We start from the raw sequence: 26,511 nt of genomic DNA, 5'->3' as shown, positions 1-26,511 counted from the left end.
CGGTCCGCCGACCCACCCGCCGCGTGGGGGTGCCGCCCCTTTCGTTGTACGCCCCGATGCGCCCCGCCGGAGCGAAACGACCACGACCAGCAGGTGACATCCCAGGCATAACGGGTACGCGCCGCGCCTCAACCATCGGCAGGGAGTACGAGCGGCATGAGCGAGCAGCACGGCACGGTGGTCATCGGCGCGGGACCGGCGGGGCTCACAGCGGCATACGAGTTGCTCCGGCACGGGCGGCCGGTCCGGGTCTTCGAGGCCGACGAGGTGGTCGGCGGGATCAGCCGGACCGTGGAGCGCGACGGGTGGCGCTTCGACATCGGCGGGCACCGGTTCTTCACCAAGGTGCCCCGGGTGGAGGCGTTCTGGCACGAGATCCTCCCCGACGAGGACTTCCTGACCCGGCCCCGGATGAGCCGGATCTTCTACCGGGGCGCCCTGTTCAACTACCCGCTGAGCGCGACGAACGCGCTGCGCAACCTGGGGCTGCCGGAGGCGGTGCGCTGCCTGGGCTCGTACGCCCGGGCCCGCCTGCGCCCGCCGAAGGACCAGTCGCACTTCGAGGGCTGGGTGTCGGCCCGGTTCGGCTGGCGGCTGTACTCGATCTTCTTCAAGACGTACACCGAGAAGGTCTGGGGCATGCCGGCGGACCGTTTGCAGGCCGACTGGGCCGCCCAGCGGATCAAGAACCTGTCGCTGGCCACGGCGATCCGCAACGCGGTGCTGCCCCGGCGCCGCCGCACCGACGTGACCAGCCTGATCGAGGAGTTCCAGTACCCGAAGTACGGGCCGGGGATGATGTGGGAGCGCTGCGCCGAGGAGGTGCGCCAGCGCGGCGGGGAGGTGTCGACCGGCACCTGGGTGACCGCCGTGCACCGCGACCCGAAACGACGGCGGGCGATAAGTGTGACGCTCAACGGCGCCGGCGGGCAGCGCACCGAGCCGGCCGACGACGTGATCTCGTCGATGCCGATCTCGGAGCTGGTCGCCGCGCTGCGCCCGCCGGCGCCCCCGGAGGTGCTGGCCTGCGCCGCCGACCTGCGCTACCGCGACTTCCTGACGGTCGCCCTCGTGGTGCCGGCCGAGTTCTCGTTCCCCGACAACTGGATCTACGTGCACGACCCGGCGGTACGGGTGGGCCGGATCCAGAACTTCGGCTCCTGGTCGCCCTACCTCGTGAAGGACGGGCGCACCTGCCTGGGCCTGGAGTACTTCGTCTTCGAGGACGACGAGATGTGGCGTACCCCGGATGCCGACCTCGTGGCCCTGGCCACCGCGGAGCTGGAGCGGTTGGGGTTGGTCCGCCCCGGTGTCGTGGAGGCCGGCCACGTGGTGCGGATGCCCAAGGCATACCCGGTGTACGACGAGCGCTACCAGCACAACGTGGACGTGATCCGGGCCTGGCTGGCCGAGGCCGTGCCGAACGTGCACCCGGTGGGGCGCAACGGCATGCACCGCTACAACAACCAGGACCACTCGATGCTCACCGCGATGCTGACCGTCGAGAACATCGCCACCGGCGCCACGCACGACGTCTGGTCGGTCAACGTGGAGCAGGACTACCACGAGCAGTCGACCGGCGGCGGCGGTCGGCGGGGCACGGGCCGCGACGCGCCGGTGCTGCCCAGTCGGATCATCACCACCCCGATCACCGCTTCCGAGGGCGCCCGCGCGGCCGGCGACGGCGGCCGACCCGCGCAGGCGCCGCTGGTCTGACGGACCGGGGCTCGTTACGGCAACGCCGGCGTCAGATCGGGCCGCTGGTGTAGATCTCCGTGCTGCTCTCGTTGCCGATGAACGGGTTGTTGACCGCCCACAGCAGACCCTCGTCGTACTCCGGCACGTCGAAGTTGCACATGACCCAGCCGGCGTCCGCGCCGCTGCTGTTGAAGCACTGCCGGCTCCAGTCCGGTCCCTGGATCGTGCCGGCGGCGGACGCGCCGTTCGCCTTGGTGTCCTTCACCCAGACCCGATCCCCGTACGCGGCGAAGCACGCCTTGGCGCCGGTGGTCGACACGCACCACACGTCGACACCGTTGGCCGCCGGCGGCGCACCGCTCGGCGTGCCCGTCGCCGCCGACGCCGCCGAGGCGGTGCCGACCAGGATGAGGGCCACGGTCGCCGGCACCATGATCAGAGCACCGGCCAGCCGCGTACTCGGCTTCCTACGCAATCGCGTCAACTCCCCCAGCATTCACCATGATCGTCATTTCGGTCCTGGACGGTAACAGCCGGGCCGTCGCCGAACGAAGCCGATGTGGACGGCGACTCGTCATGGGCCTGCCACCGATCTTCCCAGCGTTGCAGTTCGTCACGACGACAGGCTCAGGGGCACCGAGGTCGATGCGCCTGTCAGCGGTTGAAGTGGGCTCCGTCAGGCCCTACGCCGAGTTGCGTGAGCCATCGGCGAATGACTGAGAAGTCCGCGTCGGTCAGGCCCCTGTACGGGTCAACGCGGTGCAGAAGCGCCGGCGCCGGATGATGAGCCTCGACCCATCGCCGGTCGGCATCGGTCGTCTCGTCGTCTATCCAGACGAACGGGCGGCCGGCCGCCCACTGTGTCAGGAACACCGTCTTCCAGTGCAGACGGGGCGCAGGATCCTCGTCGTCGTCCGGCCAGTCGATGACCGGCAGGGCCGGAAGCCCAAGCCGTGGCGAGACCATTTCGTTCGCCTCGGCCATCCACGTCGTAGCCCAGACCAATTGGCACGTCAGGGCCAGCAGCCGACGACCGTCATCCGGATCAAGTCGATCGAGCAGCGGGTTACCGGCACCCTCATTCGGCTGCCAGGCCGCACTGTCCACTACCAGCAGAGCTGAGGGCCGAAGGGGCTCCACCACGGGTCGGTGGCACGTCCGCGTTCGGTTCAGAACCACGTCCACGGGCGGATCGCCCTCCACACACGTCCGCGCATCCGTGCGCGCCTCGGTTGGAGGAAGACCTCGATGTCCTCCAGCGCGTTGGCGGCGGTACCGGTGACGTGTGGCAGCGCCCGGGCTCGGCGCAGAGCGGCGACCACCCGGCGTTCATCCAGTTGACGGTGGACCCTCGCGAGATGCCCCAGGCACGTCGCGGCGAGCGCACTGACCTGGCGATCGTCGTGTTCGAGCAACCGAAGGTGCAGTTCCTGCAGCTCTCTCCAGTCCCCGTCGCCGTACAGGGCGGTGCCGACCATGGCGTCCAGCGCGGCCGACAGGTCGCCGCGGTCGAGCGCGGCGCGTACCTCATCCGGTGTCGATGGCGGCGGGTTGTGGAAGACATGATGCTCGTGACGCACCGGCGCATCCTCCCTCATCCCGCGCTGCGGCGCGTGGCCCGACTCGTCGCGCTCGGTTGGCGGCGCAGGACTCCGCCAACGATCGAGGTGCTGCGGGATCGCGGCACGGCAGTCGCCGTGAGTTGATTACGTGGAGTCGGCAGCAGACCCGGTCCGAAGGAGTTACCCGTGGCACTTGGCAGCGAGCAACGTCGTGGAGAACGCAAGCCGCGCGTCGAAGGGCTGTTCGCCGGTGGGCAGATTGAAGCCGCGCTCGACCTCCTGCACCTGATGGACATGGCGTGGCACGACTGCTACGGCCCCGAGGAACTGGAGGTTCCGCCTTTCGTGCTCGACGATGTCCTGTTGCTGGCAGGAGGTGACCTCGCCGTCCTGATCACGGTTGCTCGCGAGGCAGTTGTCGACTTCCGTGACGTCCGGATCGCTGCCGACGCAAGACGTACGAAGAGCAGGTAGCGGCGCACGCCTCCAGCAGCCTGGCTCCTGTCGTCTGCGAGCGCGATCGGGTCACACCGCCAAAGGGGTGGCTGTCACTTCAGGTGGGCGGCGAGCGGGATGTTCTGCGCCCGGAGGGCGGTGGCGATCAGGCCGGCGATCTGTCTGGCGCCGGCCGCCTCGAAGTGGGTGTGGTCGTTGCAGAAGAACGCGCCGACCGCGCCCGTCGAGTAGTCGCCGTTGTTCGGGCACAGCCTGAGCGTGTTGTAGAGCGCCACGCTCTTGGCGTGCAGGTCGATGACCGGTACGCCGTTGGCGGCGGCCGCAGCCGTCGTCTCGGCGACGAAACCGCGATTGCCGACGGCGGAGCCGCCGCTGCAGGTGATTGCCGCGACCGGGGTGACGAAGATTGGCTTCACCCCTCTGGCTTTGGCAGCCGTCGCCATGACGCCGAGCAGTTCCTTGAAGCGATTGGTGCCAACGTGTCGCGGGCAGGCCGAGTCACCGTCGTTGATGCCGAACTGGATGATCAGATAGTCACCGTTCTTGAAGCCGCTGCCGGTGTCCAGCATCGCCGACCACCGCGCGCTGTAAGCAGTCGAGCTGAGCGTGCACTCGCCGGCCGAGTTCTTGGTGGAGGTCACATTGCCCTCGTAGAGCCACGTCTGGATGCTGCGACCGCCGACGGCACTGTTCTGCACGGTGACGTTCGACGTGAAGTAGGACGCGAACTGGCTGCCCCAGCCGATCGGACAGGAACTGGCGTTCATCATCGTGGAATCGCCGGCCATCCACACCTTGATCGGCGCGGGTGCCGATGACGTGGAAGGGGTCGCCTGCGGTGTGCTCGGCTCGGGGCAGGGCGTTGGCCCCGGCGTGGGCGTCTGCGCGGTGGGGGTCGCTGCCGGTGGGCCGGCACAGGTGATGCCGTTGAACGAGAACGACGACGGCACCGGGTTGCTGCCGCTCCACGAGCCGGTGAAGCCGAAGTTGACCGATGCGCCGGAGCCGACGGCACCGTTGTAGCTCACGTTGGTGGCGGTCACCGCCGTGCCGGTGACCGTGACGGCGGCGTTCCACGCCTGCGTCACGCCCTGCCCGGGGGCGAGACTCCACCCCACGGCCCAGCTGGTCACCGCGTCACCGAGGTTGGTGACGACGACATCGGCCCCGAACCCGCCGGTCCACTCGCTGGTGACCCGATAGGCGACACCGCACGCCGGGGTGGCGGCCTGGGCGGTGGCGATGCCGAGCCCGCCGGCCACGACGGTCAGGACCGTTGCTGCCAGGACCACGAGACGCCATCGACGAACCGTCATCGGGTCACTCCTGCCTTGATCGGAGACGCTCGCCATCACGTGGCGGCGGCGCACGGGGAGCCGTTGAGGGCGAAACCGGTCGCTCCGCCGAGCGGGCTGTCGGTGACGAATCCGAAGCTGACCGAACCGGCGGCCGGGATCACCGCGTTCCAGGAGGCGTTCACCGCCGTGGCCGCAGCGCCGGACTGCGTGACGGTGGAATTCCAGGACTGCGTGATCCGCTGACTGCCTGGCAGGGACCAGGTCAGTGTCCAACCGTTGACCGGGATGGTGGAGGTGTTGCTGAGCGTCACGTCGAACTGGGCGCCCGTACCCCAGTCACCGGTCTTGCGGTAGGTGACCGCGCAGGCCCCCGCAGGAGCGGTCGGCGCAGGGGTGGTCGGCGCAGTCGTGGGGGGCGGGGTCGTCGGGTCCGGGGTCGTGGTCAGTCGTGCGCTGAGGACCGGGGCCAGCCTGTCGGTGATGGCCTGATGGCCCGCGTCGTTCGGGTGCACCGAGTCGCTCAGGCCGCCGGACGGCAGCCAGCCGGTGGTGTCCACGTAGAATACGTTGGCGTCACCCGCGGCGTTGCGTGCCCGCACCGCCGCCTCCGTCTCCGTGGCATAACGACCGATGAACGTCCGCATCGCGAAGAGCTTGGCGTTCGGGAACCTGGCCCGGATCCTCGTGAGGAAGGTGGTGTACGTCGCCTGGAAGGCCGCGGCGCTCACGCCATGGCTCTTGTCGTTGGTCCCCAGGTTGATCACCACGCCGTCGGCCGTGTAGCGGGAGAAGTCCCACGGGTCGGTGCCGGCCTGGCCACCGGACGACATCCAGTAGCGTGTCTCCTGCGCCCAGCATCCATCGGTCGTCTCGGCCAGACACATGCCACCGATCGCGATCTGGGTGTGGTCGTAGCCGAGCCTCTCACCGACCTTGAAGCCGTAGTCGGTCACGGCAAGCTGACTGCTCGTGGCCCCTGCGGTGATCGAGTCACCGACGAACTCGACCAGCTTGGGGCGGGCCGGTGGCGCGAATGTGCCCGCGCCCGACTCCAGGATCAGCCCCTGGAAGACCGCGTCACCCGTGTAGGAGCCGGCCACCTGCCGGTAACTGACGATCAACGTGTGGTTGCCGGCCGCCAGCGCGGTCGGCGTCAGGTTGATCGTGCTGGAGCCCGTGAAGGACGTGAACGCCCTACCGTCGATGCTGGCCCACAGCTGGATGGTGTTGCGCTGCCGGAGCTTCACCGTTCTGCCGGTGAACCCGACCCGCAGGTACGCGCCGGCCCAGTAGGGCACGTAGGCCGAGGCGTTCGTCTTGTTCCACCGGCCGACGAAGCTGATGTTCGAGTCGGCCGGCGTGCCGTCACCGACCGCAGCCTCGGCGCTGAGGACCGGCAGACCTGCGGCGAGCACCCCGGCGGCGACTGCGATGAGGGCCGCGGTCCGCAGGGAACGAATCTTCGTCATCGGATGGGGTTCCAGCCGTCGTTACCCGCCAGGTAGGCGGTGGGTGTGTACTGGGTGGCGGTGGAGGCGCTCATCTGGGGCCGGTCGGCGTTGATGACGGCGCCAGCCCCGGTGCTGCTGTACTCGGCGAACCGGGCGGTCCGCCACGAGAAGCCGGACATGTCGGTCCAGGGGTCGGTGCGGATGTGTGCGCCCATCGCGACGCCCCGGTAGAGGACCTGACCGCGGGCGTTGACGTCGCCGCTGGGATGCCAGGGCCGGCCCAGATAGACGGTTCTGGCGGGGGCGTTGCTGGTCAGTGTGGTTCCCCAGAACAGGAAGCCGAACTTGTTGTTGATGTCGGTGGCCGCCGCGGTGAGGTAGCCGTTGTTCGACGACGAACCCCGGGTGAGCGAGTGCACGGTGCCGTTCTGGAAGACCATGGTGCCCCGGCCGAAGATGAAGTCGACGTCACCCTCCACGTAGGAGTTACGGACGTAGAGACGCCGGACCGAGCTGACACTGGGTGCGTTGACCAGCAGGGTGTCCTGGTTGCCGAGGATGCGGACGTTGTCGAACTGCACCCGGTCGCCGGAGGTGTTGACGGCGACGGCCTGCTCGGCGTCGAGGGTGTTGGCGGCCTCGTTGAAGTCGTTCGACATGGTCAGATTGCTGATCGTGGTGTCGTTGGCGTTGACGAAGACCGAGGCACTGCCGGACGTGCCGTACGTGCCGCCACCGGGCTTGGTCTGGCCGGCCGCGTGCCCTTCGACGATCAGCACCTGGGCGGCGGAGCTGCCGGCGCCGGCCAACGTGAGGTGGGGCTTGTTGGCGGGAATGGTGACCACGCCCCGGTAGGTGCCGGGTTTGATGGTGATGGTGACCGGAGCGCCGTTGTTCGCCGCGACACTGTCGATCGCCGCCTGCACGGTCGTGTAGTTGCCGCTGCCGTCGGCGGCCACGGTGATGGACGCGGACGCGGACGCGGACGCGGCAGAAGCCACCGAGACTGCGGCGGCGAGAGCGCACACCGTCACCACCGCCACCGAGCGCACGCGAAGAACCCTGCCGGACGTGGTCATAAGCGTTCTCCGATCCCACCGGGCCGCTGCCGAAGATGATGTCGACCGGCAGACGACGACGTTAAGTGAACGTTAACATCGATGAGCGAGAATATAAAGGTCGCGGGCACGGAGGGTGCGCCACCCGTTCATCCGACCTGAACGTCTCTCCCGGACGCGGCGGGCTCGGTGGCCACCGACGGTGTCCGCCTGGGCAGCAGGAGCGGGGTGGCGAGCAGGAGAACGCCGGAGATGGTGATCGCCGCGAGAGGGCTGGTGAGGGTCGCGAGGACGCCCCAGATCACCACCAGGGCCGCCTGGACGAGTCTGCTGACGGCACTCCACGTGCTGAGGACGCGGGCGGTGTGGCCGAGCGGGGTGCGGTGCAGTCGTTCGGTCGCGTAGATCGGGTTGAAGACGCCCATGCAGGTGATCAGCAGGCCCTCGACGACGATCACGGTGACCAGTCCGGGGATGCCCGGCTGGACGAACGCGAGACCGAGTGGGAAGACCGAGCGCAGCCACCCGGACACGATCATGACGCGGTGCCGGCCGTGGCGGGCCACGAGGCGCGCGGACAGGCGGGCGCCCACCAGGCCGCCGAGCGCCGGGACGCCGAAGGCGAGGCCGTACTGCCAGGCCGGGAGGTGGTACTGGCCCAACAGGAGGACAGCCAGGAGCGGGGCGGTGGCCATGATGAGGCCGCCGACCAGGATGGAGTTGAGGAACAGCCCTCGCAGGGCACGGTCGTGCAGGATGAACCGCCAGCCGACCAGAAGATCGGCGCCGCGCAGCCGGCCGGCACGGTCCTGGGGCGACGCGACGTCGCCGCCGCGAATGCGCAGGACCGCGAGCGCCGACAGCAGGTAGCTGAGGGCGTCGGCCGCGACACTGACGACCGGGCCGAGCAGCCCGACGAGCGCGCCACCGAGGGGCGGGCCCACCGCCGTCGCCGCCCAGCTCGTGGCCTCGAACCGACCGTTCGCCACCAGCTGGTGATCGCCCTGGACGAGATACTTGAGGTACGCGCCGGACGCGGCGGCGAAGGCGATGCTCGCGGTCCCGGAGAGGACCGAGACGACCAGCAACTGGCCGTAGGACAGCAGACCGAAGGCGTACGCGAGCGGGACACTCGCCATGGCCACGAACCGGAGCAGGTCCATGGCGACCAGCACCGGACGCTTCGCCCGGTGCTCGACCCACGGCCCGAGCGAGAACGCCACGACCGCCGCGACGGCCGGTCCGGCCGCCGCCAGGATCGACACGGCGAACGCCGGCGAGTGCAGGACGCGAACCGCGATCAGCGGGAACGCGCCGAAGGCGATCCACGTGCCGTACGTGCTGACGGCGTACGCCGACCACAGCCAACCGAAACTGGACCCCAACCGCGCGCCCATCCGCCCCCCTCGTGACAACCGACGTTCGGGTCCGGGCAGCACACCAACGCCACCGACGTCGGCGCAAACAACCAACGTCCGGGCGTGTCACAACCAACGGTTGTACGGGTGGATGATGGTCCGGTGGATACCGAGGCAGTGCGATCGTTCGTCCGGGCGGCCGAGTTCGGGCAGTTGCAGCACGCGGCCGAGGAGCTGGGCGTGACGCAGCAGGCCGTGTCGAAGCGGATCGCGGCCCTTGAACGCGCCCTCGACGTCCGGCTGTTCACCCGTACTCCCCGAGGGGTCGAGCTGACGCTCGACGGCCAGGCATTCCTCCCGCACGCCCGGGGCATCGTGGCCGGGGTGGACCGCGCCCTCGGAAGCTGATGGCCGCGAGCCCGCAGCACCCCGCCGGCCGACCGCACTCGCCGCGGTCGCGCCCGAGCAGGATGAACGGATGTCGAGGGCGACCGGACTGCGACGAGGGTTTCTTTTGGGGGCCGCGTCGATCCACCGGCCGTTCGTTCGACGTGTGGAGTGAGGGCCGAGGGGCGGCCCCGCCGGACGAGGAGAACAAGTTGTCGACGTACATGCTGATCATGCGAGGCACCGACGAGTCGAACGCCGCCATGATGGCCTCGATCGACGAGGCGATGGTCGCGACCCGCACGTTCATCGAGGAGATGGTCAAGGCCGGTGTCCTCCTCGCGGCCGAGGGGCTGGACGATCCGGCCCAGGGCGTCGTGGTCGACTTCGGCGGCGAGGCCCCGGTGGTCACGGACGGGCCGTACGGCGAGACCAAGGAACTGTTCGGGGGCTACTTCCTGCTCGATGTCGCCTCGAAGGAGGAGGCGGTGCAGTGGGCCAGGAGGTTCCCCGCGGTCCGCGGCTCCAAGATCGAGGTCCGGCGGGTGGCCGAGGCCGACGAGGTCCCGGCGGACAGCGCGAGCAACGGCCACCTCTGATGGGTACGGCCGACGTCGAGGCCGTCTGGCGGATCGAGTCGGCGCGGATCGTCGCCGCGCTGACCCGGTTCACGGGCGATTTCGAGCTGGCCGAGGACGCCGCCCAGGAGGCGGTGGCCGAGGCGCTGGTGTCATGGCGGCGTGCCGCCCCGGTCAATCCGGCCGGTTGGCTGATGGCCACGGCCCGACGGCGGGCCATCGACGCGATCCGCCGCCGAAGCGCGCTCCAGCAGCGGTACGCCCTGCTGGCGATCGACGCGGCGGCCTGCTTCGTTGACGAGGACATCGACCCCGACCGGATCGACGACGACGTGCTGGCGCTGATGTTCGTCAGCTGCCACCCGGTGCTCTCCCCCGAGGCCCGGGTGGCGCTGACCCTGCGCGTGGTCGGCGGCCTGTCCAGCGAGGAGATCGCCCGCGCGTTCCTCGTGTCCGTGCCGACCGTGCAGGCCCGCATCACCCGCGCCAAGAAGACGATCGCGGCGGCCCGGGTGCCGTTCGAGCTGCCGCCGGCCGCCGAGCGCCGGGAACGGCTCGGCGGCGTGCTCAGCGTCCTGTACGTGATCTTCACCGAGGGGTCGACGGCCACGTCGGGCGACCGGTTGCTGCGCCCCGACGTCGCGTACGAGGCGATCCGGCTGGCCCGTACGCTGGCCGCGCTGCAACCGGACGAGCCGGAGGTGCACGGCCTTCTCGCGTTGTGCGAGCTGACGGCCGCACGCTTTCCGGCCCGGACCGGCCCGGACGGCTCGCCGGTCCTGCTGGAGGACCAGGACCGACGGCGGTGGGACGTGTCCGCGATCCGTCGCGGGCTGACCGCGCTGTCCAGGGCGTCGGCCCGCGGGCTCGGCCCCTACGGTCTGCAGGCCGCGATCGCCGCCACCCACGCGTCGGCGCCCTCCGTCGAGGCGACCGACTGGGAGCGGATCGTCGTGCTCTACGAGGCGCTCGGCCGGGTCGCCCCCTCACCGGTGGTCGACCTCAACCGGGCCGTCGCCGTGGCCATGGCCTCGGGCCCGGCGCACGCCCTGGCCATCGTGGACGAGCTGATCGCCGCGAACCGGCTCCCCGGATCGCACCTGGTCCCGACCGTACGCGGGGAGCTGCTGGCCCGGCTCGGACGGCGAGCGGAAGCGCGCGCCGAGCTGGAGCTGGCCGCCCGGCTGTGCGCCAACCAGCGTGAACGCTCGGTGCTGCTGCGCAAGGCGTCGGAGTCAGCGAGCCCGGGACCGACCATAGATTGACACTTTTCGTTACGGCAGTGATAGTAACTGCATACCGCTCCCATCGGATCGCCTGTGGGGACCCCGCCGGGTGGTCGACGCGTTCGCCTCGACCTGGCCCGTGGCCTGCGCTGACCACTGCGGTCGCAGCGTGAACGAACAGCCGCCACCGCCGCCGCCGGGAGCCCACCGTGACATCCGTTGGAGGGGTGCATGAGAAGGAGATCGAAGATCTACGCGGGGCTGGTGACCGTCATCGTCCCGGTTGCCTCGGTGATCGTGATGCTCGGCGCGACACCGGCCGATGCCGCCGTCGGCGGTTCCGGGCCCTATCCCGCCGACTACGAGACGTCGGCCAGCCTGGCCAACCACACCATCTTCCGGCCCCAGACCCTCCCGTCCGAACGCCTCCCCATCTTCGTCTGGGGCAACGGCGGGTGCTCTGCCAACGGCCTCTCCCAGGGCAACTTCCTGCGCGAGATCGCCTCCCACGGTTTCCTCGCCATCGCCAACGGAGCCCCGAACGGGTCCGGCTCCACCACCTCCCAGATGCTCACCCAGTCCATCGACTGGGCCGTGGCGGAGAACTCCCGGCAGGGCAGCAAGTACTTCAACAAGCTCGACACCACCAAGGTCGCCGTCGCGGGCTTCTCCTGCGGAGGGCTGGAGGCGTACGCCGTCTCGGCCGACCCGCGCGTCACCACGACCGGGATCTTCAGCAGCGGCCTGCTGAACGACGCCGACGACTACCAGCTCAGGAGGCTGACCAAGCCGATCGCCTACTTCATCGGCGGGCCCAGCGACATCGCCTACCCCAACGCCATGGACGACTGGGGCAAGCTGCCGACCGGGCTGCCCGCCTTCATGGGCAATCTCAACGTCGGTCACGGCGGCACCTACGACCAGGCCAACGGCGGCGAGTTCGGCCGCGTCGCGGTGCTCTACCTCAGGTGGCGCCTGAAGGGTGACACCACCGCAGGCGCCAACTTCGCCGGCCCCGACTGCGGCCTGTGCCGCAACCAGTGGACCGTCCAGCAGAAGAACCTGACGCTCGACGGCGGCACGCCGCCCACCACGCCGCCACCCACGACACCTCCGCCCACGACGCCCCCGCCCAGCACACCTCCGCCCAGCACGCCTCCGCCGACCACGCCGCCGCCCACCGGCACCCCGGCCTGCACCGCCGTCTACTCAGTCCAGGACCAGTGGAACGGCGGATTCGTCGCCACCGTGACCGTCACCGCGGGGACGTCCGCGCTCACCGGCTGGCGGGTCACCCTCACCCTGCCGAGCGGAGCTTCGGTCAGCTCGGTGTGGAACGGCGTCGCCAGCGGTACCAGCGGCACCATCACCGTCGCCAACCAGAGCTACAACGGACGACTGGCGGCGGGTCAGACCACCAGTTTCGGGTTCCAGGGCACCGGTAACGGCAGCGGCACCACCGCCACCTGCACCGGAAGCTGACGTAGGCCAGCTCTGCGGTTCGGCGCCGGGGGCGCCGGCCCGCAGAGCCGTTGTGCGCCCTTCCACTGCTGGCCGTGCGCACCCGGTCAGAGCGCCCCGGTCGGCATGCAAGACTGCCGCGGTGCCCTGGGAAGCTGCGATGCCGCCTCGCCCGCCCTCGAACCCCGTCGCGCTGATACCGGTCGACCGGTCGCACCGGGCGGTGCTCGGCAATCTGGGTCAGTTGTATCGCCATGACCTGTCAGAGGCGTACGGTCACGTCCCCAACGATGATGGCACGTTCAACGACCGGCCACTCGACCGGTTTCTCGCCGGCGTCGACCCGCAGCGCCGGGCATGGTTGATTACTGCGGCCGGCCGTACGGCAGGGTTCGTGATGACCACGCCGACCGAGGACGGCGGCAGGTCCGTCACCAGTTTCTTCGTCGTCCGCGCGCTGCGTCGCACAGGCGTCGGCCGTACCGCTGCCGTTCAGGTCATCGCACTGTGCCCCGGAAGGTGGAGTATCGGCTTCCAGCGTTACAACACCGGTGTCGAAGCGTTCTGGTCGCGGGTGGCAGAACAGGTCGTCGGGGACGCGTGGGAGGTCCACGACGGTGCGACTGCCGAAACGCGGCCCCCCGACACCTTTATCACCTTCACCACCTCCGGCTGACAGGATCGTCGCGGCCGGCGGGAGCTGCTCCCCGGCGGGTCATCGGCGGAGCGTGGCCGGTCGCGGCAACGGTCAGACCTGTCGCCACACCTGGAAGGTCTGCTGAACTCGCCACGTTCCGTCGGGCTGCTGTGCCTCGTTGCGCCAGCGGAACTCGTCGGCGCCGATGTCGGAGAAGGTCCACCGCAAATCACCGCCGTCGAGCACGATCTGCTCGCCGACGCGGGCGGCCCGGAAGGTGTGCGTCCGATGCCGGCCCGGCCCCACCCACGTCGAGCGCCAGATTCCCGGCCCTGCCGTAGGATCGGGGAATCGCACGCTGACGCCGTGTTCGACGCCGGGCAGGATCCAGACATCGGTGGTCGCCCGACCGCCCAACGCGTACCCGAAGTGCCACTCGCCCCGCCGGACGGACGAGGACCCATCGGGGTCGTACTCGGTGCAGTCCAGTGCCCAGGAGCCCGTGAACTGTCCGAACAGGCTGAGGTCGACGCCATCGGCCGGGCCGTCCGCGAGGAAGGCGGCACCGACGGCGCGGGATGAGTCGCGGAGCATGTCAGAACGATAGCCACACCACCGAAGCGGGTGAGGTAGCTCGTGACGGCGGCCCGGAACTGGCGAATGAGCGCACGTTCGGAGAAGTCCGGTGTGAGCGAATGCCCGATACTGCTGGACGTGAGTGAAACGGCAGGCCCGGACCGCTGGAATGTGGCGAACACGGCCCTGCGGGCGGCTGCCGACCGGTTCACCGAGATGGTGGCCGCCGCGCCGTCGCCCACGGTCCTGGTCACCGACGACTGGACCCTCGCCGACACCGTCGCGCACGTGGTGTCGATCGCGGTGCTGTACGTGGCCAGACTGGAGGGCACCGAGGTCACCATCCGGGTGCCGGGCCTGGAGGACATGCTCGCCGTCACGAACGTCGACACGGTGGCCGACGTCAACAGCCACGTGCTCGCCCACTTCACCGAGCGGGAGCCGGAAGTCCTGCTGCCGCAGCTGAACACCGCGGTCGCCCGCCTCCTGGTCACGACCGCGGATCCGCGGTCGACGGTGAGTTGGCTGGGCAACGCGCGGGTGACGGCCGGCGGCCTGTTCGCCCATCTGACCAACGAGCTGCTCGTGCACGGCTGGGACATCGCGCGGGCGCTGCGCCGACCGTGGCCGATGCCGGACGAACACGCCGCGCTCTACTGGGACCTGTTCATGTTCGACATGCTGCGCGACTCGTACGGGGTGCTGCTCAACACCGAGCTGCCGATGCCTCGCCACCACGTGTCGGTGCAGTTCCGATCGGCGTTCACGCCGACCACGACGCTGACGCTGGGCGACCGCAGGGTGTGGATCGCACCGCCCGACGCCCCGTTCGACGTGCGCGTGAGGTTCCAGCCCGCCCGGTTCAACCTGATGATGTTCGGCCGGATCAGCATCGCGCAGGCGATGCTGCGGCGCGACGTCGTCATCGGCGGGCCACGGCCGTGGCGGCTGCCCGCGTTCCTCCGGGTCGTCCACATGCCCAACGGTCGGCTCGCGCCGGCGGGAACGGAGAGCGCCGATCGACGACGGAGCGACCGGCCGAACGGCAGCGCTGGCGACCGGTGATCGTCGTACGCCGCGACGGCCGGCCAGCTGTCAGCTGGCCCGGTAGGTGAGGTAGCGGCCCTCCGGCCAGCTGTGGAAGTTGTTGAGCTCGGTTGCCGGACCGCTGCAGTCGGGGGTCCGGTAGCCGGGCACCGAACCGAAGCCACCGCTCCAGGTGAGCATCCAGGCCGCGTCGGCCGGGACCTGGTGGCAGATGCCGTCGGGTGTGGCCAGCCTGCCGGCCACTTCGGTCGGGTAGCTCGAGTAGAAGACCAGGCCCTGGTCCGGGCTCTGGAACGGTTCGCCGGCCACCGCGGGCGACCCCGGCAGCGTCACGGCCAGCGCGGCGATCAGGACGGCGGCGAAACCCGCCGCGGTCCGGTGGGCGAATGTGCGCATGAGCGTCCTTCCCGGAACGGCGTTGAAAGAGCGGACCGAAAGCTGACTCGGTCCAGAATCAGAGTGACTTGCATCAATGCCTCAGTCCATCCGGGACGCCTTTCGACACGGATCGCGGCAGACGCACGCGCTTGATCACGTCGGAGAGAAATCCTCCAGGTCCCGCCCGGCCAGCTCGACGTCGGCCAGGGAAGGTCGCTGCCCGAGGGGCACCTGTGGCCCGCCTCTCGGTGACGCAGGTCGGCGGCCGGCGGCCTACGCGTGAGTGCCGCCGGTGATGCTGGCCAACGCGTCGAGCAGCGGGAGCGGGTTGATGTAGTCGCGGTACGACAGGATCTGACCGTCCCGGACCCGGAACACGGCGATGACGATCTGCTCGAACGCCGCGCCGGTGGCGACGACGCTGCCGAGCGCCGCATTCACGATGTCACGGAGCGTGTCCAGGGACATCGTAAGCGCCGCCGCGCGGGCGCGGTGTCCCTGCTGCCGCGTCAGGAAACCGCTTACCCGAAGCTATTGACGGTCGTCACTGGCTGTCAGTACCGTGATGCGGGCAGCAAGAAAGCGCTTTCCGACCCTCACCGTCCGACAGGGAGCGCCCCCATGCCCAAACACCTGCGCGCGATCTGCCTCGCCCTGCTCACCGTCGCCACCGTGCTGAGCACCACCACCGCCCTGCCCGCCGAGGCCGCCCCGCGCTTCCGGGTGCTGGTCTTCTCGAAGATCACCAATTTCTACCACGACTCGATCCCGGCCGGCGTCGCCGCGATCCAGCAGCTCGGCGCCACTCACAACTTCGAGGTCGTCGCCACCACCGACGCGGGCGCCTTCACCGACGCCAACCTCGCCACCTTCGACGCCCTGGTCTTCAACAACACCAACTCCACCCCCGCCTCGGGTGACCTGCTCAACGCCAGCCAGCGCGCGGCGTTGCAGACGTTCATCCGCAACGGCGGCGGCTGGGCCGGCCTGCACGCCGCCTCGGCCAGCGAACGCGACTGGCCGTGGTACGAGGGCCTGGTCGGCACCATCTTCGACTACCACCCCGACTTCTCGGCCACCGGCGGCACGTACCCGGGTCGGGTCAAGGTCCTCGACCGCGCCCACCCCTCCACCCGCAACCTGCCGGAGCTGTGGGAGCAGAGCGAGGAGTGGTACAACTGGCGGACCAACCCGACCGGCAACGTGCACACCCTCGCGCAGATCAAGGTGCGCGACGGGATCAGCGGTCTGGACGAGGGCGTCGACCACGCGTACTCCTGGTGTCAGCGGTACGACGGCGGCCGGTCGTGGTTCACCGCCGGCGGGCACGCCAGCTCCCGGTTCAGCGAGCCGGCGTTCCTGGAGCATCTGCGCTACGGCATCGAGTGGGCCGCCGGCGCGGTCGCCGGCGACTGCTCCGCCACCAGGACCGGAAACTTCGAGCGGGTGGGCCTGGTCACCGAGAACCTCGCCGACCCCTTCGAGCTGGCCGTCGCCCCGGACCGGAAGGTCTACTACATCCAGCGCACCGGCGCGCTGAAGGTGGTCGACTCGAACACGCTCCAGGTCACCACGCTGCTGGACTTCGCCTACACCTCGGCGATGACCGACCAGTCCGACGGGCTGCTCGGGATGACCCTGGACCGCAACTTCGCCAGCAACGGCTGGGTCTACCTGCTCTGGTCCGACAAGACCCTCAAACAGCTCAACCTGTCCCGGTTCACGGTGGCGAACAACAGCGTCGCGCTGTCCTCGGAGAAGCGGCTGCTGACCGTTCCGACGTACCGCGGCGTGGGCCGGGCCAACTCGCACATGGGCGGCTCGCTGGCCATGGACGCGGCCGGTCGCCTGTACGCAGCGATCGGCGACAACACCGACCCGTTCGCCTCCAGCGGTTACACCCCCATCGACGAGCAGGCCGGCCGGGCCGCCTGGGACGCGCAGGGCACCGCCGGCAACACCAACGACCTGCGCGGCAAGATCCTGCGGATCACCCCGCAGGCCGACGGTACGTACACCGTGCCGAGCGGCAACCTCTTCCCGGCCGGCACGGCGAAGACCCGGCCGGAGATCTACGCGATGGGTATGCGCAACCCGTTCCGGATCACCATCGAGCCGCAGACGAACGCGGTGCTGGTCGGTGACTACGGCCCGGACGCCCGCGCCGCCGACCCCAACCGCGGTCCGGAGGGGACTGTCGAGTTCAACCGCATCACCGCCGCCGGCAACTACGGCTGGCCGTACTGCGTCGGCAACAACATCCCGTTCAACGACTACAACTTCGCCACCAGCACCTCCGGGGCGAAGTTCACCTGCGCGGCGCTGACGAACAACTCCCCCAACAACACCGGCCTGACCACCCTGCCGGCGGCGAAGTCGGCGCTGGTCTGGTACGCGTACTCCGCCTCCAGCCAGTTCCCGGAGGTGGGCACCGGGGGCGGCGGCCCGATGAGCGGGCCGGTCTACGACTACGACCCGGCCAACACCCGCACCACGAAGTTCCCGGAGTACTTCGACGGCAAGTGGATCACGTACGAGTTCACCCGCAAGTGGTTCAAGACGCTCTCGATCCACCGGACCGCGCAGACCTTCACCAACTCGCGCTTCGGTCCCACCGCGGTCGGCGACCTCCAGTCGATCAACGGAATCTTCGACAACATGAGCTGGATCCAGCCCTTCGAGGCGGAGTTCGGCCCGGACGGCTCGCTCTACGTCATCGACTTCGGCGAGGGCACCGGCAGCGGTCGTGGCGGCAGCAACGCCGGCGCCGGCATCTACCGGATCGACTACGTGGCCAACGGCCGACCGCCGACCGCGAAGATCGCCGCCACCCCGGACAGCGGACGCGCGCCGCTCGCGGTCAGCTTCTCCTCGGCCGGTACGGCGGCCGGTGACGGCTCGGCGCTCAGCTACGCCTGGGACTTCACCAACGACGGCACCACCGACTCCACCGCCGCCAACCCGAGCTTCACCTACTCGACGGCCGGGAAGTTCACCGCCCGGCTGACCGTGCGCAACAGCGGCAACGGGTTGACCGCCAGCGCCGTCACCGACGTGGTGGTCGGCAACACCCGACCCACGGTGACCATCACCGTGCCCGACGGCGGGTTCTTCGACTTCGGCGACAAGATCCCCTACACGGTGATTGTCACCGACCCGGAGGACACCACCATCGACTGCGCCAAGGTGACCGTGCAGACCCAACTCGGCCACGACACGCACGCCCACCCGCTGGACGTCTACACCGGCTGCTCGGGACTGCTCGCGACCGAGGCGGACGCCGGTGACGGCCACGGGCCGGGGCAGAACCTCTACACCGTCGTCACCGCGCAGTACACCGACGGCGGCGCGGCCGGCGGCGTACCGGCGCTGACCGGCTCGACCCGGGCGCAGCTGCAACCCAAGAGCAAGGAGGCCGAGCACTTCAGCGCCCAGTCCGGCCTCACCGTGAACGACCGGACCACCGCCCGCGCCGGCAAGCGGCTCGGCGACGTCGACCACAACGACTGGGCGGCGTACGGGCCGGTGGACCTGCGCAACATCGGCTCGGTGACGCTCGGGGTGACCAACGGCGGGCTCGGCGGCGTCATCGAGCTGCGCACCGGCTCCCCCACCGGCACCCTGATCGGCTCGGCCACCATCGGCTCGACCGGCGGGTGGGACAACCTGGTCTCGCCCACCGTCACGCTGACCAACAAGCCCGCCGGCACCACAGTCCTGTACGCCAGGTTCGTCAACGCCGCACAGGTCGGCGGCACACCGGACCTGCTCTCGCTCGACTGGCTGCGGTTCAACGGGGCCGGCGTCAAGCAGGAACCGGGCGGGACGCTGTCGCTCGCGGCCAACCCGGCCAGCGGCACCGCGCCGCTGACCACCACGCTGACCGCCACCGCGACGGCACCGTCGGGGCAGAGCATCACCGACTACGCGTGGGACTTCGGCGACAACAGCGCCGTCACGCACGGCGCGACCCTGCGGTCGACGAGTCACAGCTACACGCGCAAGGGGACCTTCACCGCCCGGGTGACGGTCACCTACACCAGCGGGGAGACCCGCTCGCTCAACCTCACCGTCACTGCCACCTGATCGGGAGTCGGGGGTGGACGGGCCAAACCCCCGTCCGCCCCGCCGAGACGGGCCCGCGGAGCCGCTGACGGCGCAGATCTTGGACAGTTTCCGTTCGGCCCGAACGGAAACTGTCCAAGATCTCCCCTCGGACCTCGGCGACATCCACCTGAGCGTGTGACATATTGCCCACGTCCGGGGGCAGCGAGTTCCGGCAGCCGATACCTACAGTCGGGGCCATGAGCACCGACACCGCCGTGCGGGGCTGGCTGCGCGACCGGGGCGCTGAGCAGATCGCGCATCCCGGGGGCAATCTGTACGCCCACCTGTGTCGCGTCAGCGACCGACTCGCCGCGCTCGGCTGCGACGGCGACGTGCAGGCCGCGGGCCTCACCCACGCCGTCTACGGCACCGACGGGTTCGACCTCACCCTGCTCGATCGGGCCGATCGTGCGGTCCTGCGGGATCTGATCGGCGCCGACGCCGAGGAGCGGTGTTACGGATCGCCGGAGATAGAAGATCACGTCGCGGCCACTGTGCCTAGATCGTCTTTCCAGGCGCTGGCAGAGCGGGGTCCGCGCTCCCAGGTGGATGGTCAGATCGGGAAGCGGCCCTGGCGCCATTGCCAGTGGCGGCCGGCCGCCAGGTGGTCGACGATCGCGCGCTGGAGGGCGGTACGGCGCGGCAGTTGATCGAGCGGCGTGCTCAGGGTGCGGAACGTGAACCGCAGCACCTCGACGTCGGCGTCCAGCCCCTCCGGCTCCTCGTAGGGCTCCAGCTCGAACCGTCGCTGGAACCGGACGATGTTGGAGTCCTCGGGCAGGTACTCCCGCAGCTGCGGGTCGAGCAGCCACGAGCCGCAGGAGAACTCCGTGTAGCGCTCGTCGGGGAAGTGGCGCGGGAAGAACGCGCGGGCCTCGTCGAGCGACGCCGTGATCGCCTCCGGCGTCAACGGTCCCGACTCCGGGATGTGCAGGCCGAGGGTCGTGCCGCCCCGGTGGTGCTGCAGCCGGCCCAGCTCGTAGACGCCGCCGCGCACATGCAGCGTCAGCCAGCTCTGCATCACCGGCCAACCCTCACCCCGCATCCGCCGATCGACGGCGAGATTGCGGCCCAGGTCCGCGAGGGTCAGCCAGGAAACGGCATCGGGCACGCCGTGGTCGCGGTGGTAACCCCGGACGACGTCGACCAGGGCGAGGTACGCGTACACGTAGAGGTGCCGCCACGCGTTGCCCCGTTCGCGCGGCAGCTCCGGACCGGGCGGCAGCCAGACGTGGCCACCGAGATCGGCACGGACCAGTGCGATCGAGCGGTCGAGCAGCCAGCACAGCTCCGGAGTCCACAGTGCGGAGTCGGGGTCCGGCCAGCCCGCCATGATCTCCGCGGCGTCGTCCGGCCGCACCGCGAGCCGGTCAAGGAGCGCGGGCGCGTCGGCCCTGGCTGGCAGCGGAGCCGACGGCTGGTCCCCGGCGAGCCGGTGCACACGCTCGACGTCCTGGACGGGCACCCCGAGCCGGGCGGCGATGTCCTCCAGATCCATGCCGACGAACCTACCGCCGGTCGGCGCCTTCCCACAGCCCGCGACTGCTCAGTCTCCAGGCACCGCCCCAGCGAGGTACACGGCGAGCGGGCGGCGCAGTACGGTGATGTCGCTGGTCGGGTCGCCGTCCACGACCAGCAGGTCGGCGTCATAGCCGGGGCGGACGCGGCCCTTACTCCGCCCCAGGCCACACACCTCGGCGCCGACCGAGGTCGCCGCGGCGAGGGCTGCTGTGGCGGGGATGCCACACGCGACGTACTCGACGAGCGTCTCCGGCAGGATCCCGTGCGGCTTCGCGGGGCCGAGGCCCGCGTCCGAGCCGGCCACCAGGCGAACCCCGGCCCGGTGCAGGGTGGCGGCGGCGGCGCGCAGCGCGGCCTCGCTGAGCCCGGCCCGCGCCGCCATCTCCACCACCTCCGGCGGGGTGATCACGGCTGGGTCGGTGCCGAGCGTGGCACAGACCGCCACCCCGGACATGGCCAGGCGATCCGCGAGGTCGTCGGGGACGTGGGCGCCGGCCGCGGTCACGCACGTGCAGTGCTCGATGCCGTCGACACCGACGCGCAGGGCCTGCTCGACAGCGCTGAGCGCGTGCGCGTGCGCCGTCACCGGCAGGCCGAGATCATGCGCCCGGGTCACCGCGGCGGTCAGCTCCTGGTCGCTGAACTGCGGCCGGGTGGTGTCGGTGCCGGGGGTGAACACCCCGCCGCTGGCCATGACCTTCACCAGGTTGGCGCCGGCCGCCGCCTGCTCACGCACGGCCGCGCGGATCCCGTCGACGCCACTCGCCTCGCCCCCCATCCACCAGCAGTGCCCGCCGACGCTGGTGATCGGCGCGCCCGACCCGACCACCGTTGGTAGGTCGTCGCGCACCCCCCGGTCCCGCCACCGCAGCACGGCACCGCGGCGGTCGCCCAGGTCCCGGACGGTCGTGACGCCGGCCGCCAGGTGCGCACCCAGTGACGCCTCGACGACCGCGTCGAGGTCCGTCTCAGGACGTTCGGCGAGCCGGCCGAGCGCGTCCGGCCCGGCATCGGCGCACAGGTGCACGTGCGCGTCGATCAAGCCCGGAAGCAGGGTGCCGTCCGGATGCTCGCGCACCGGCCAGTCCTCCGGCGCCTGCGCCCAACCCCGGTGCACGTCGGTGATACGACAGTCGTCCAGCAGGACCAGCACCCCGCCGTCCACGAGCCGCTCGCCGTCGAACATCCGCGCCGCCCGGACAGCATGCTTCGTCATCGGTCCTCCCCCGTCGAGCTGAACAGTTACCACCGGCTCTGCGCTGACGGCGCCCCGCGAACAAGGGGCCCTGGTCAGCCCGAACCTGCTCGCCGGTTTCCCGGCGCCTCCCGTGGGCACGGCTGGCGTCAGGCTCGGACCGGTCGAGGTGGGGCTCATGGCGTCCACGATCCGCGCCGTCGAACCCTGCCACCTCCCCCCAGGAGGCGAGCCCTGTCCCTCACCAGAGGGAACGGCGCCAGCTCATGGTGAGCGCCCCGGCGAGGGCCAGCCCGAGCAGCGGCGCGACGCCCACCCCGGCGAGCGTGCACCCGACCGCGAGCAGTGCCGGCGGCACCCAACACCACGCGGGCACGGTCCGTGGGGCACGGCCGCGCCGCCGTGCCGCCGCCTCCACGGCCATCGGCACGACAAGCACCGGCAGCGCGGCGGCCAGCAGGGTCAACCACGGCAGGACGAGGCGGTCGAAGCGGGCAACCGCCAGCATCCCGCCGAGCACCGCGACGGCGAGCATCGCCACGCGGGCCGGCACCCGGGGCGCCAGGCCGCGCACCGCCAGAGCACCGGAGTACGTCGTGGTCAGCGCCGCCGCGAAGACCGCCACCGCGACGAACAGATTCGCGTACGCCGCCAGTCCCGAACCGGCGGCGAGCAGCGCGACCACGTCCGCCGAGCCGGTTCGCAGCCACAGGCCGGCGCCCGCGAGCACCCCGAGCAGCGCGGGCCCGATCAGCAGGCCCACGCACCAGGCCAGGTCCCGCCGTCGGGCGAGGTCGACGCTGAAGTCCGGGGCGCGCAGCGCGAACACCGCGGCGTACCCGATCAGCGCAGCGGCGTCGGCGAGCCCGCCGGCGGCGACACGGACCGGAGCACCCGGTGGCGGCAGCACGGTCAGGCACCAGCCGACCAGCACCACCGCGCTGAGGGTGGTGACGACCGCGACCCGGTTGCCGAGCCGGGCCGGCGCCCAGGAGACGGCGAGGACCGCCACCTCCAGCAGCGCCGGCCCGGCCCAGCCCGGCAGGTGCGTCAGAGCGGCGAGGGAGGCGCCGCCGAGCCCGACGTTGAAACCGTTCCAGCCGATCATGGACACAGTCAGCACGGCCGCCAGCAGCAGCCGCGAGGTGTCGCCCAGGTAGGCGGGCAGCACCGCGGTAAGCGTTCCGCCGTCGCCGAGCGGCCGGCGCAGGCCGATCCGGCCCTGCCCCCACAGCAGCGCCGCCGTCAGCACCCCGCCGACCAGCAGGCCGGTCACCGGCACCGGGCCACCGTGCCGGGCGGCCATCGCCGCACCGAGCACGAGGGTGGCCGGCGCGGTGCCGATGCCCAGCCAGGCGCCGACCGCCGCCGGCCACCGCCGTTCGGGAGCCTCAGACAACGTGGCGCAGGTAGCCGGTGATCGCCGCGTCCAGCACCTCCGCGCCCGGACGCGCCCACACCTCGGCGGAGAAGACCTCCACCTCGATCGGGCCGACGTAACCGGCCGCGTCCACGGCCTCGCGCAGCCGACGCAGCTCGATGCAGCCGTCACCGGGCAGCGCCCGACCCAGCAACACGCCCTCCGGCAGCGGAGTCACCCAGTCGCAGACCTGGAAGGCGGCGATCCGGGCCCCCGCGCGGGCGATCTGCGCGTACACCGTGTCGTCCCACCAGACGTGGTACGCGTCCACGACCACGCCGACCACCGCCGGGTCGAACCGCTCGGCGATGGCCAGCGCCTGGCCGAGGGTCGCGATCACGCACCGGTCGGCGCTGAACATCGGGTGCAGCGGCTCGATCGCCAGCCGTACCCCGGCAGCCGCCGCGTGCGGTGCCAGCTCGCCGATCGCCTCGGCGACCCGGGCCCGAGTGCCGTCGATGTCCCGACTGCCGGGCGGCAACCCGCCGGAGACCAGCACCAGCTCGGGCGCGCCCAGGACGGCCGCCTCCTCGATGGCCCGCAGGTTCTCCGCACGCCAGTCGTCGCCGGAGAAGAAGCCGCCCCGGCACAGCGAGGTGACGGCGAGACCCGCGTCCCGGACCAGCTTCGCCGAGCGGGCCAGCCCGTACTGCGTCACCGGCTCCCGCCACAGCCCGATGCCCGGCACGTTGGCCGCCACACAGCCGGCGACCACCTCGGGCAACGGCCAGTGCTGGGCGGTCGCCTGGTTGAACGAGAACCGCTCCAAACTCATTGCTCCACACCCGCCACTGTGAAGAACGACCGCGCGCGGGCGGCGGCCAGGTCGGCGTCGGGCAGCAGCCCGGCCGCGTCGGCCAGGGTGAGCAGGGTCGCCAGGTGCGCCGGGGACCGCCCGGACTGCGCGCCGCCGACCATGGTGAAGTGGTCCTGGTGACCGGCCAGCCAGGCCAGGAACACGATCCCCGTCTTGTAGTGCCAGGTCGGCGCCGCGAACAGGTGCCGGGCCAGCGGCACGGTCGGCGCGAAGATCTCGTCGTACGCCGCCAGGTCGCCCCGGTCGAGGGCCGCCAACGCGGCGGCGGCGGCCGGCGCGATCGCCGCGAACACCCCGAGCAGCGCGTCAGAGTGGCCCACCTCGTCACCCCGGATCAGCTCCGGGTAGTGGAAGTCGTCGCCGGTGTAGAGGCGTACCCCCGCCGGTAGCCGGCGGCGCAGCGCGACCTCCCGGCCGGCGTCGAGCAGCGACACCTTGACACCGTCCACCGTGGACTGGTGCGCCTTGATCAGCTCGATGACCGTGTCGGCGGCCAGATCCAGATCGACAGATCCCCAGTAACCGGTCAGCGCCGGGTCGAACATCGGCCCGAGCCAGTGCAGCACCACCGGTTCCCCGGCGGCGGTCAGCAGCTCGTCGTACACCCGCAGGTAATCCTCGGGGCCGCGGGCGGCGGCGGCCAGGTGCCGGCTGCACATCAGCACCGGCCGGGCGCCGGCCGCGCGGACGTCGTCGAGCTGTTCGCGGTACGCGGCGGCGACCGCCGCCAGGGTCGCCGGGCCGGCCGGCAGCTGGTCGGTGCCGACACCCGCGACGATCCGGCCGCCCACGGCGCGGGCCTCGGCGGCGCTGCGCCGGATCAGCTCCTGGGTCGCCGGATAGTCCAGGCCCATCCCCCGCTGGGCGGTGTCCATCGCCTCGGCGACCCCCAGCCCGTACGACCAGAGGTGCCGCCGGAACGCGAGGGTGGTGTCCCAGTCCACCGCCGCCGGGGCCCCCGGCACGTTCTCCGCGCCCGGGTCGGCGACCACGTGCGCGGCGGCGTACGCGATCCGGCCGGTCGCCGGGGCGGCCGGGCGGGCGAAGCCGCTCCCCCCGGCCAGCCGGTGTCGCCGCCCGCCCGGCAGCACCACGTCGGCGGCGCTCATGCGCGCAGCTCCGGAACCCGGACGCGGACGCCCTCGCGGGCCGCGCGCAGCCCCAGCTCGGCGAGCTGAACGCCGCGCGCGCCGGCCAGGAAGTCCCACTGGAACGGCTCGCCGGCCACGACGTGCCGCAGGAACGCCTCCCACTGCACCCGGAAGCCGTTGTCGAACTCCTCGTTGTCGGGCACCTCGGCCCACTGGGCGCGGAAGTCCTCGGTGACCGGCAGGTCCGGGTTCCACACCGGTTTCGGGGTGACCGCCCGGTGCTGCACCCGGCAGTTGCGCAGTCCGGCGACGGCGCTGCCCTCGGTGCCGTCGACCTGGAACTCCACCAGCTCGTCGCGGTACACCCGCACGCCCCAGGACGAGTTGATCTGCGCGATGATCCCGCCGTCGAGTTCGAAGATGGCGTACGCGGCGTCGTCGGCGGTGGCCGCGTAGGTGCGGCCGTCCTCGTCGACCCGCTCGGGCACGTGGGTGGCGGTCACGCAGGAGACCGCGTTGACCCGGCCGAACAGCTCCTCCAGCACGTAGTGCCAGTGCGGGAACATGTCGGACGTGATCCCGCCGCCGTCCTCGGCCCGGTAGTTCCAGGACGGGCGCTGGGCCGGCTGCCAGTCGCCCTCGAAGACCCAGTAGCCGAACTCGCCCCGCACCGAGAGGATCCGGCCGAAGAAGCCGCCGTCGATGAGCCGCTTGAGCTTGCGCAGACCGGGCAGGAACAGCTTGTCCTGCACGACGCCGGTGCGGACGCCGGCCGCCTCGGCGGCCCGGGCCAGGTCGAGCGCGCTGGCAGTGTCCTCGGCCAGGGGCTTCTCGGTGTAGATGTGCTTGCCGGCCTCGATCGCCTGGCGGATCGCCTTCTCGCGCTGCTGGGTGACCTGGGCGTCGAAGTAGATCTCGACGTCGTCACGGGCCAGCGCCGAGGTCAGGTCGGTGGTCCAGTCGGTGAGGCCGTGCCGTTCGGCGAGCTCGCGCAGCTTCGTCTCGTTACGCCCGACCAGGACCGGTTCCGGCCAGATGGTCGTGCCGTCGGCCATTGGCACGCCGCCGGACTCGCGGATGGCAAGCAGGGACCGGACGAGGTGCTGGCGGTAGCCCATCCGTCCGGTCACGCCGTTGACGATGATGCCGATGGACCTGCGGGTCATGGTGTTCCTTCCGTCGTGCTGGT

The 26,511-nt window shown here is 70.9% G+C and carries 26 protein-coding genes; 10 read left to right on the top strand and 16 right to left on the bottom strand.

Features of this window, described 5'->3' with window-relative positions; all coding sequences use genetic code 11:
- Nucleotides 1–156: 156 nt before the first annotated feature.
- Nucleotides 157–1,716, top strand: coding sequence for an NAD(P)/FAD-dependent oxidoreductase (locus tag ACFYPR_RS22035; RefSeq protein WP_387262124.1), 1,560 nt, complete (start codon nucleotides 157–159; stop codon nucleotides 1,714–1,716).
- A 31-nt stretch (nucleotides 1,717–1,747) separates the two neighbouring features.
- Here the strand turns inward: ACFYPR_RS22035 and ACFYPR_RS22030 are convergent, their stop codons facing one another.
- The 3 genes from ACFYPR_RS22030 to ACFYPR_RS22020 all read right to left on the bottom strand — a co-directional run bounded on the left by ACFYPR_RS22030 (nucleotide 1,748) and on the right by ACFYPR_RS22020 (nucleotide 3,296).
- Nucleotides 1,748–2,173 carry a hypothetical protein gene (locus ACFYPR_RS22030; protein WP_387262121.1) on the bottom strand — a complete coding sequence of 142 codons (426 nt, stop codon included), beginning with the start codon at nucleotides 2,171–2,173 and terminating at the stop codon, nucleotides 1,748–1,750.
- A 179-nt stretch (nucleotides 2,174–2,352) separates the two neighbouring features.
- Nucleotides 2,353–2,805, bottom strand: a complete 453-nt coding sequence (locus ACFYPR_RS22025; RefSeq protein WP_387262118.1) for an HAD domain-containing protein — start codon at nucleotides 2,803–2,805, stop codon at nucleotides 2,353–2,355.
- Between the two features lie 62 nt (nucleotides 2,806–2,867).
- The gene (locus tag ACFYPR_RS22020) at nucleotides 2,868–3,296 is read right to left on the bottom strand and encodes a hypothetical protein (RefSeq protein ID WP_387262115.1); all 429 of its coding nucleotides are present in this window, start codon (nucleotides 3,294–3,296) and stop codon (nucleotides 2,868–2,870) included.
- Between the two features lie 150 nt (nucleotides 3,297–3,446).
- Between ACFYPR_RS22020 and ACFYPR_RS22015 the strand changes: the two genes are divergently transcribed.
- Nucleotides 3,447–3,734, top strand: coding sequence for a hypothetical protein (locus tag ACFYPR_RS22015; protein ID WP_387262112.1), 288 nt, complete (start codon nucleotides 3,447–3,449; stop codon nucleotides 3,732–3,734).
- 74 nt (nucleotides 3,735–3,808) lie between these two features.
- On the opposite strand, the gene ACFYPR_RS22010 is transcribed toward ACFYPR_RS22015, so the two are convergent.
- The 4 genes from ACFYPR_RS22010 to ACFYPR_RS21995 all read right to left on the bottom strand — a co-directional run bounded on the left by ACFYPR_RS22010 (nucleotide 3,809) and on the right by ACFYPR_RS21995 (nucleotide 8,920).
- The gene (locus ACFYPR_RS22010; RefSeq protein ID WP_355137498.1) at nucleotides 3,809–5,032 is read right to left on the bottom strand and encodes a cellulose binding domain-containing protein; all 1,224 of its coding nucleotides are present in this window, start codon (nucleotides 5,030–5,032) and stop codon (nucleotides 3,809–3,811) included.
- A 35-nt stretch (nucleotides 5,033–5,067) separates the two neighbouring features.
- Nucleotides 5,068–6,483: a cellulose binding domain-containing protein gene (locus ACFYPR_RS22005; protein WP_387262111.1), complete on the bottom strand. Its 1,416-nt coding sequence runs from the start codon at nucleotides 6,481–6,483 to the stop codon at nucleotides 5,068–5,070.
- Nucleotides 6,480–7,517, bottom strand: coding sequence for a pectinesterase family protein (locus ACFYPR_RS22000; protein WP_387262108.1), 1,038 nt, complete (start codon nucleotides 7,515–7,517; stop codon nucleotides 6,480–6,482). The genes ACFYPR_RS22005 and ACFYPR_RS22000 overlap by 4 nt, the downstream gene beginning before the upstream one ends.
- A 155-nt stretch (nucleotides 7,518–7,672) precedes the next feature.
- Complete coding sequence (locus ACFYPR_RS21995) at nucleotides 7,673–8,920, bottom strand: MFS transporter (protein ID WP_387262107.1); 1,248 nt, start codon at nucleotides 8,918–8,920, stop codon at nucleotides 7,673–7,675.
- A gap of 123 nt (nucleotides 8,921–9,043) precedes the next feature.
- Here ACFYPR_RS21995 and ACFYPR_RS21990 point away from each other — a divergent pair, with 123 nt between their 5' ends.
- From ACFYPR_RS21990 to ACFYPR_RS21970, 5 genes are all read left to right on the top strand, one after another.
- Complete coding sequence (locus ACFYPR_RS21990; protein ID WP_355065117.1) at nucleotides 9,044–9,289, top strand: LysR family transcriptional regulator; 246 nt, start codon at nucleotides 9,044–9,046, stop codon at nucleotides 9,287–9,289.
- Between the two features lie 191 nt (nucleotides 9,290–9,480).
- Entirely contained in the window at nucleotides 9,481–9,867 is a 387-nt protein-coding gene (locus ACFYPR_RS21985; RefSeq protein ID WP_354856067.1) for a YciI family protein, read from the top strand.
- Nucleotides 9,867–11,111, top strand: a complete 1,245-nt coding sequence (locus tag ACFYPR_RS21980) for an RNA polymerase sigma factor (protein ID WP_387262104.1) — start codon at nucleotides 9,867–9,869, stop codon at nucleotides 11,109–11,111. Before ACFYPR_RS21985 ends, ACFYPR_RS21980 begins: the two co-directional genes overlap by 1 nt.
- A 192-nt stretch (nucleotides 11,112–11,303) precedes the next feature.
- Nucleotides 11,304–12,554 carry a cellulose binding domain-containing protein gene (locus ACFYPR_RS21975; protein ID WP_387262101.1) on the top strand — a complete coding sequence of 417 codons (1,251 nt, stop codon included), beginning with the start codon at nucleotides 11,304–11,306 and terminating at the stop codon, nucleotides 12,552–12,554.
- A 121-nt stretch (nucleotides 12,555–12,675) separates the two neighbouring features.
- Nucleotides 12,676–13,209 (top strand): GNAT family N-acetyltransferase, encoded by a 534-nt coding sequence (locus tag ACFYPR_RS21970; RefSeq protein ID WP_354856070.1) that lies wholly within the window; start codon nucleotides 12,676–12,678, stop codon nucleotides 13,207–13,209.
- Between the two features lie 72 nt (nucleotides 13,210–13,281).
- Here the strand turns inward: ACFYPR_RS21970 and ACFYPR_RS21965 are convergent, their stop codons facing one another.
- Entirely contained in the window at nucleotides 13,282–13,764 is a 483-nt protein-coding gene (locus tag ACFYPR_RS21965; RefSeq protein WP_387262099.1) for a hypothetical protein, read from the bottom strand.
- A 120-nt stretch (nucleotides 13,765–13,884) separates the two neighbouring features.
- Here ACFYPR_RS21965 and ACFYPR_RS21960 point away from each other — a divergent pair, with 120 nt between their 5' ends.
- Entirely contained in the window at nucleotides 13,885–14,811 is a 927-nt protein-coding gene (locus tag ACFYPR_RS21960) for a maleylpyruvate isomerase N-terminal domain-containing protein (protein WP_387262096.1), read from the top strand.
- A 30-nt stretch (nucleotides 14,812–14,841) separates the two neighbouring features.
- On the opposite strand, the gene ACFYPR_RS21955 is transcribed toward ACFYPR_RS21960, so the two are convergent.
- Nucleotides 14,842–15,189 carry a hypothetical protein gene (locus tag ACFYPR_RS21955; protein ID WP_354856073.1) on the bottom strand — a complete coding sequence of 116 codons (348 nt, stop codon included), beginning with the start codon at nucleotides 15,187–15,189 and terminating at the stop codon, nucleotides 14,842–14,844.
- A 255-nt stretch (nucleotides 15,190–15,444) separates the two neighbouring features.
- The gene (locus ACFYPR_RS21950) at nucleotides 15,445–15,639 is read right to left on the bottom strand and encodes a nuclear transport factor 2 family protein (RefSeq protein ID WP_387262093.1); all 195 of its coding nucleotides are present in this window, start codon (nucleotides 15,637–15,639) and stop codon (nucleotides 15,445–15,447) included.
- A 153-nt stretch (nucleotides 15,640–15,792) separates the two neighbouring features.
- On the opposite strand from ACFYPR_RS21950, the gene ACFYPR_RS21945 reads away from it, so the two are divergent.
- Complete coding sequence (locus ACFYPR_RS21945; protein WP_387262090.1) at nucleotides 15,793–19,257, top strand: ThuA domain-containing protein; 3,465 nt, start codon at nucleotides 15,793–15,795, stop codon at nucleotides 19,255–19,257.
- A gap of 218 nt (nucleotides 19,258–19,475) precedes the next feature.
- Nucleotides 19,476–19,928, top strand: a complete 453-nt coding sequence (locus ACFYPR_RS21940) for a DUF6817 domain-containing protein (RefSeq protein WP_355065101.1) — start codon at nucleotides 19,476–19,478, stop codon at nucleotides 19,926–19,928.
- Here ACFYPR_RS21940 and ACFYPR_RS21935 read toward each other — a convergent pair.
- The 6 genes from ACFYPR_RS21935 to ACFYPR_RS21910 all read right to left on the bottom strand — a co-directional run bounded on the left by ACFYPR_RS21935 (nucleotide 19,832) and on the right by ACFYPR_RS21910 (nucleotide 26,488).
- Nucleotides 19,832–20,776, bottom strand: a complete 945-nt coding sequence (locus ACFYPR_RS21935; RefSeq protein WP_355065099.1) for an acyltransferase domain-containing protein — start codon at nucleotides 20,774–20,776, stop codon at nucleotides 19,832–19,834. The two genes, ACFYPR_RS21940 and ACFYPR_RS21935, sit on opposite strands and share 97 nt — an antisense overlap.
- Before the next feature lie 48 nt (nucleotides 20,777–20,824).
- A complete protein-coding gene (locus ACFYPR_RS21930) occupies nucleotides 20,825–22,015 on the bottom strand; it encodes an amidohydrolase family protein (RefSeq protein ID WP_355065097.1) in 1,191 nt (396 codons plus the stop codon).
- A gap of 220 nt (nucleotides 22,016–22,235) precedes the next feature.
- On the bottom strand, nucleotides 22,236–23,393 hold the full coding sequence (locus ACFYPR_RS21925) for a hypothetical protein (RefSeq protein ID WP_387262086.1): 1,158 nt from the start codon (nucleotides 23,391–23,393) through the stop codon (nucleotides 22,236–22,238).
- Nucleotides 23,386–24,189, bottom strand: a complete 804-nt coding sequence (locus ACFYPR_RS21920) for a sugar phosphate isomerase/epimerase family protein (protein WP_387262083.1) — start codon at nucleotides 24,187–24,189, stop codon at nucleotides 23,386–23,388. Before ACFYPR_RS21920 ends, ACFYPR_RS21925 begins: the two co-directional genes overlap by 8 nt.
- Nucleotides 24,186–25,340 (bottom strand): dihydrodipicolinate synthase family protein, encoded by a 1,155-nt coding sequence (locus ACFYPR_RS21915; protein ID WP_387262080.1) that lies wholly within the window; start codon nucleotides 25,338–25,340, stop codon nucleotides 24,186–24,188. The genes ACFYPR_RS21920 and ACFYPR_RS21915 overlap by 4 nt, the downstream gene beginning before the upstream one ends.
- Complete coding sequence (locus ACFYPR_RS21910) at nucleotides 25,337–26,488, bottom strand: Gfo/Idh/MocA family protein (protein ID WP_387262077.1); 1,152 nt, start codon at nucleotides 26,486–26,488, stop codon at nucleotides 25,337–25,339. Before ACFYPR_RS21910 ends, ACFYPR_RS21915 begins: the two co-directional genes overlap by 4 nt.
- Between the last annotated feature and the right edge of the window lie 23 nt (nucleotides 26,489–26,511).

The sequence above is a fragment of the Micromonospora sp. NPDC005254 genome (genome assembly GCF_042872525.1).
In the GTDB taxonomy this organism is placed as follows: domain Bacteria; phylum Actinomycetota; class Actinomycetes; order Mycobacteriales; family Micromonosporaceae; genus Micromonospora.
Note: the sequence above shows the minus strand (reverse complement) of the source record. Positions and strands in the feature narration are given on the sequence as shown.

Excerpts from the sequence above, each read along its gene's own strand:
- ACFYPR_RS22035 (WP_387262124.1), top strand. The coding sequence starts at position 157 with ATGAGCGAGCAGCACGGCACGGTGGTCATCGGCGCGGGACCGGCGGGG.
- ACFYPR_RS22020 (WP_387262115.1), bottom strand. The coding sequence starts at position 3,296 with ATGAGGGAGGATGCGCCGGTGCGTCACGAGCATCATGTCTTCCACAAC.
- ACFYPR_RS22010 (WP_355137498.1), bottom strand. The coding sequence starts at position 5,032 with ATGACGGTTCGTCGATGGCGTCTCGTGGTCCTGGCAGCAACGGTCCTG.
- ACFYPR_RS22005 (WP_387262111.1), bottom strand. The coding sequence starts at position 6,483 with ATGACGAAGATTCGTTCCCTGCGGACCGCGGCCCTCATCGCAGTCGCC.
- ACFYPR_RS21995 (WP_387262107.1), bottom strand. The coding sequence starts at position 8,920 with ATGGGCGCGCGGTTGGGGTCCAGTTTCGGTTGGCTGTGGTCGGCGTAC.
- ACFYPR_RS21980 (WP_387262104.1), top strand. The coding sequence starts at position 9,867 with ATGGGTACGGCCGACGTCGAGGCCGTCTGGCGGATCGAGTCGGCGCGG.
- ACFYPR_RS21975 (WP_387262101.1), top strand. The coding sequence starts at position 11,304 with ATGAGAAGGAGATCGAAGATCTACGCGGGGCTGGTGACCGTCATCGTC.
- ACFYPR_RS21965 (WP_387262099.1), bottom strand. The coding sequence starts at position 13,764 with ATGCTCCGCGACTCATCCCGCGCCGTCGGTGCCGCCTTCCTCGCGGAC.
- ACFYPR_RS21955 (WP_354856073.1), bottom strand. The coding sequence starts at position 15,189 with ATGCGCACATTCGCCCACCGGACCGCGGCGGGTTTCGCCGCCGTCCTG.
- ACFYPR_RS21950 (WP_387262093.1), bottom strand. The coding sequence starts at position 15,639 with ATGTCCCTGGACACGCTCCGTGACATCGTGAATGCGGCGCTCGGCAGC.
- ACFYPR_RS21945 (WP_387262090.1), top strand. The coding sequence starts at position 15,793 with ATGCCCAAACACCTGCGCGCGATCTGCCTCGCCCTGCTCACCGTCGCC.
- ACFYPR_RS21940 (WP_355065101.1), top strand. The coding sequence starts at position 19,476 with ATGAGCACCGACACCGCCGTGCGGGGCTGGCTGCGCGACCGGGGCGCT.
- ACFYPR_RS21935 (WP_355065099.1), bottom strand. The coding sequence starts at position 20,776 with ATGGATCTGGAGGACATCGCCGCCCGGCTCGGGGTGCCCGTCCAGGAC.
- ACFYPR_RS21930 (WP_355065097.1), bottom strand. The coding sequence starts at position 22,015 with ATGACGAAGCATGCTGTCCGGGCGGCGCGGATGTTCGACGGCGAGCGG.
- ACFYPR_RS21920 (WP_387262083.1), bottom strand. The coding sequence starts at position 24,189 with ATGAGTTTGGAGCGGTTCTCGTTCAACCAGGCGACCGCCCAGCACTGG.
- ACFYPR_RS21915 (WP_387262080.1), bottom strand. The coding sequence starts at position 25,340 with ATGAGCGCCGCCGACGTGGTGCTGCCGGGCGGGCGGCGACACCGGCTG.
- ACFYPR_RS21910 (WP_387262077.1), bottom strand. The coding sequence starts at position 26,488 with ATGACCCGCAGGTCCATCGGCATCATCGTCAACGGCGTGACCGGACGG.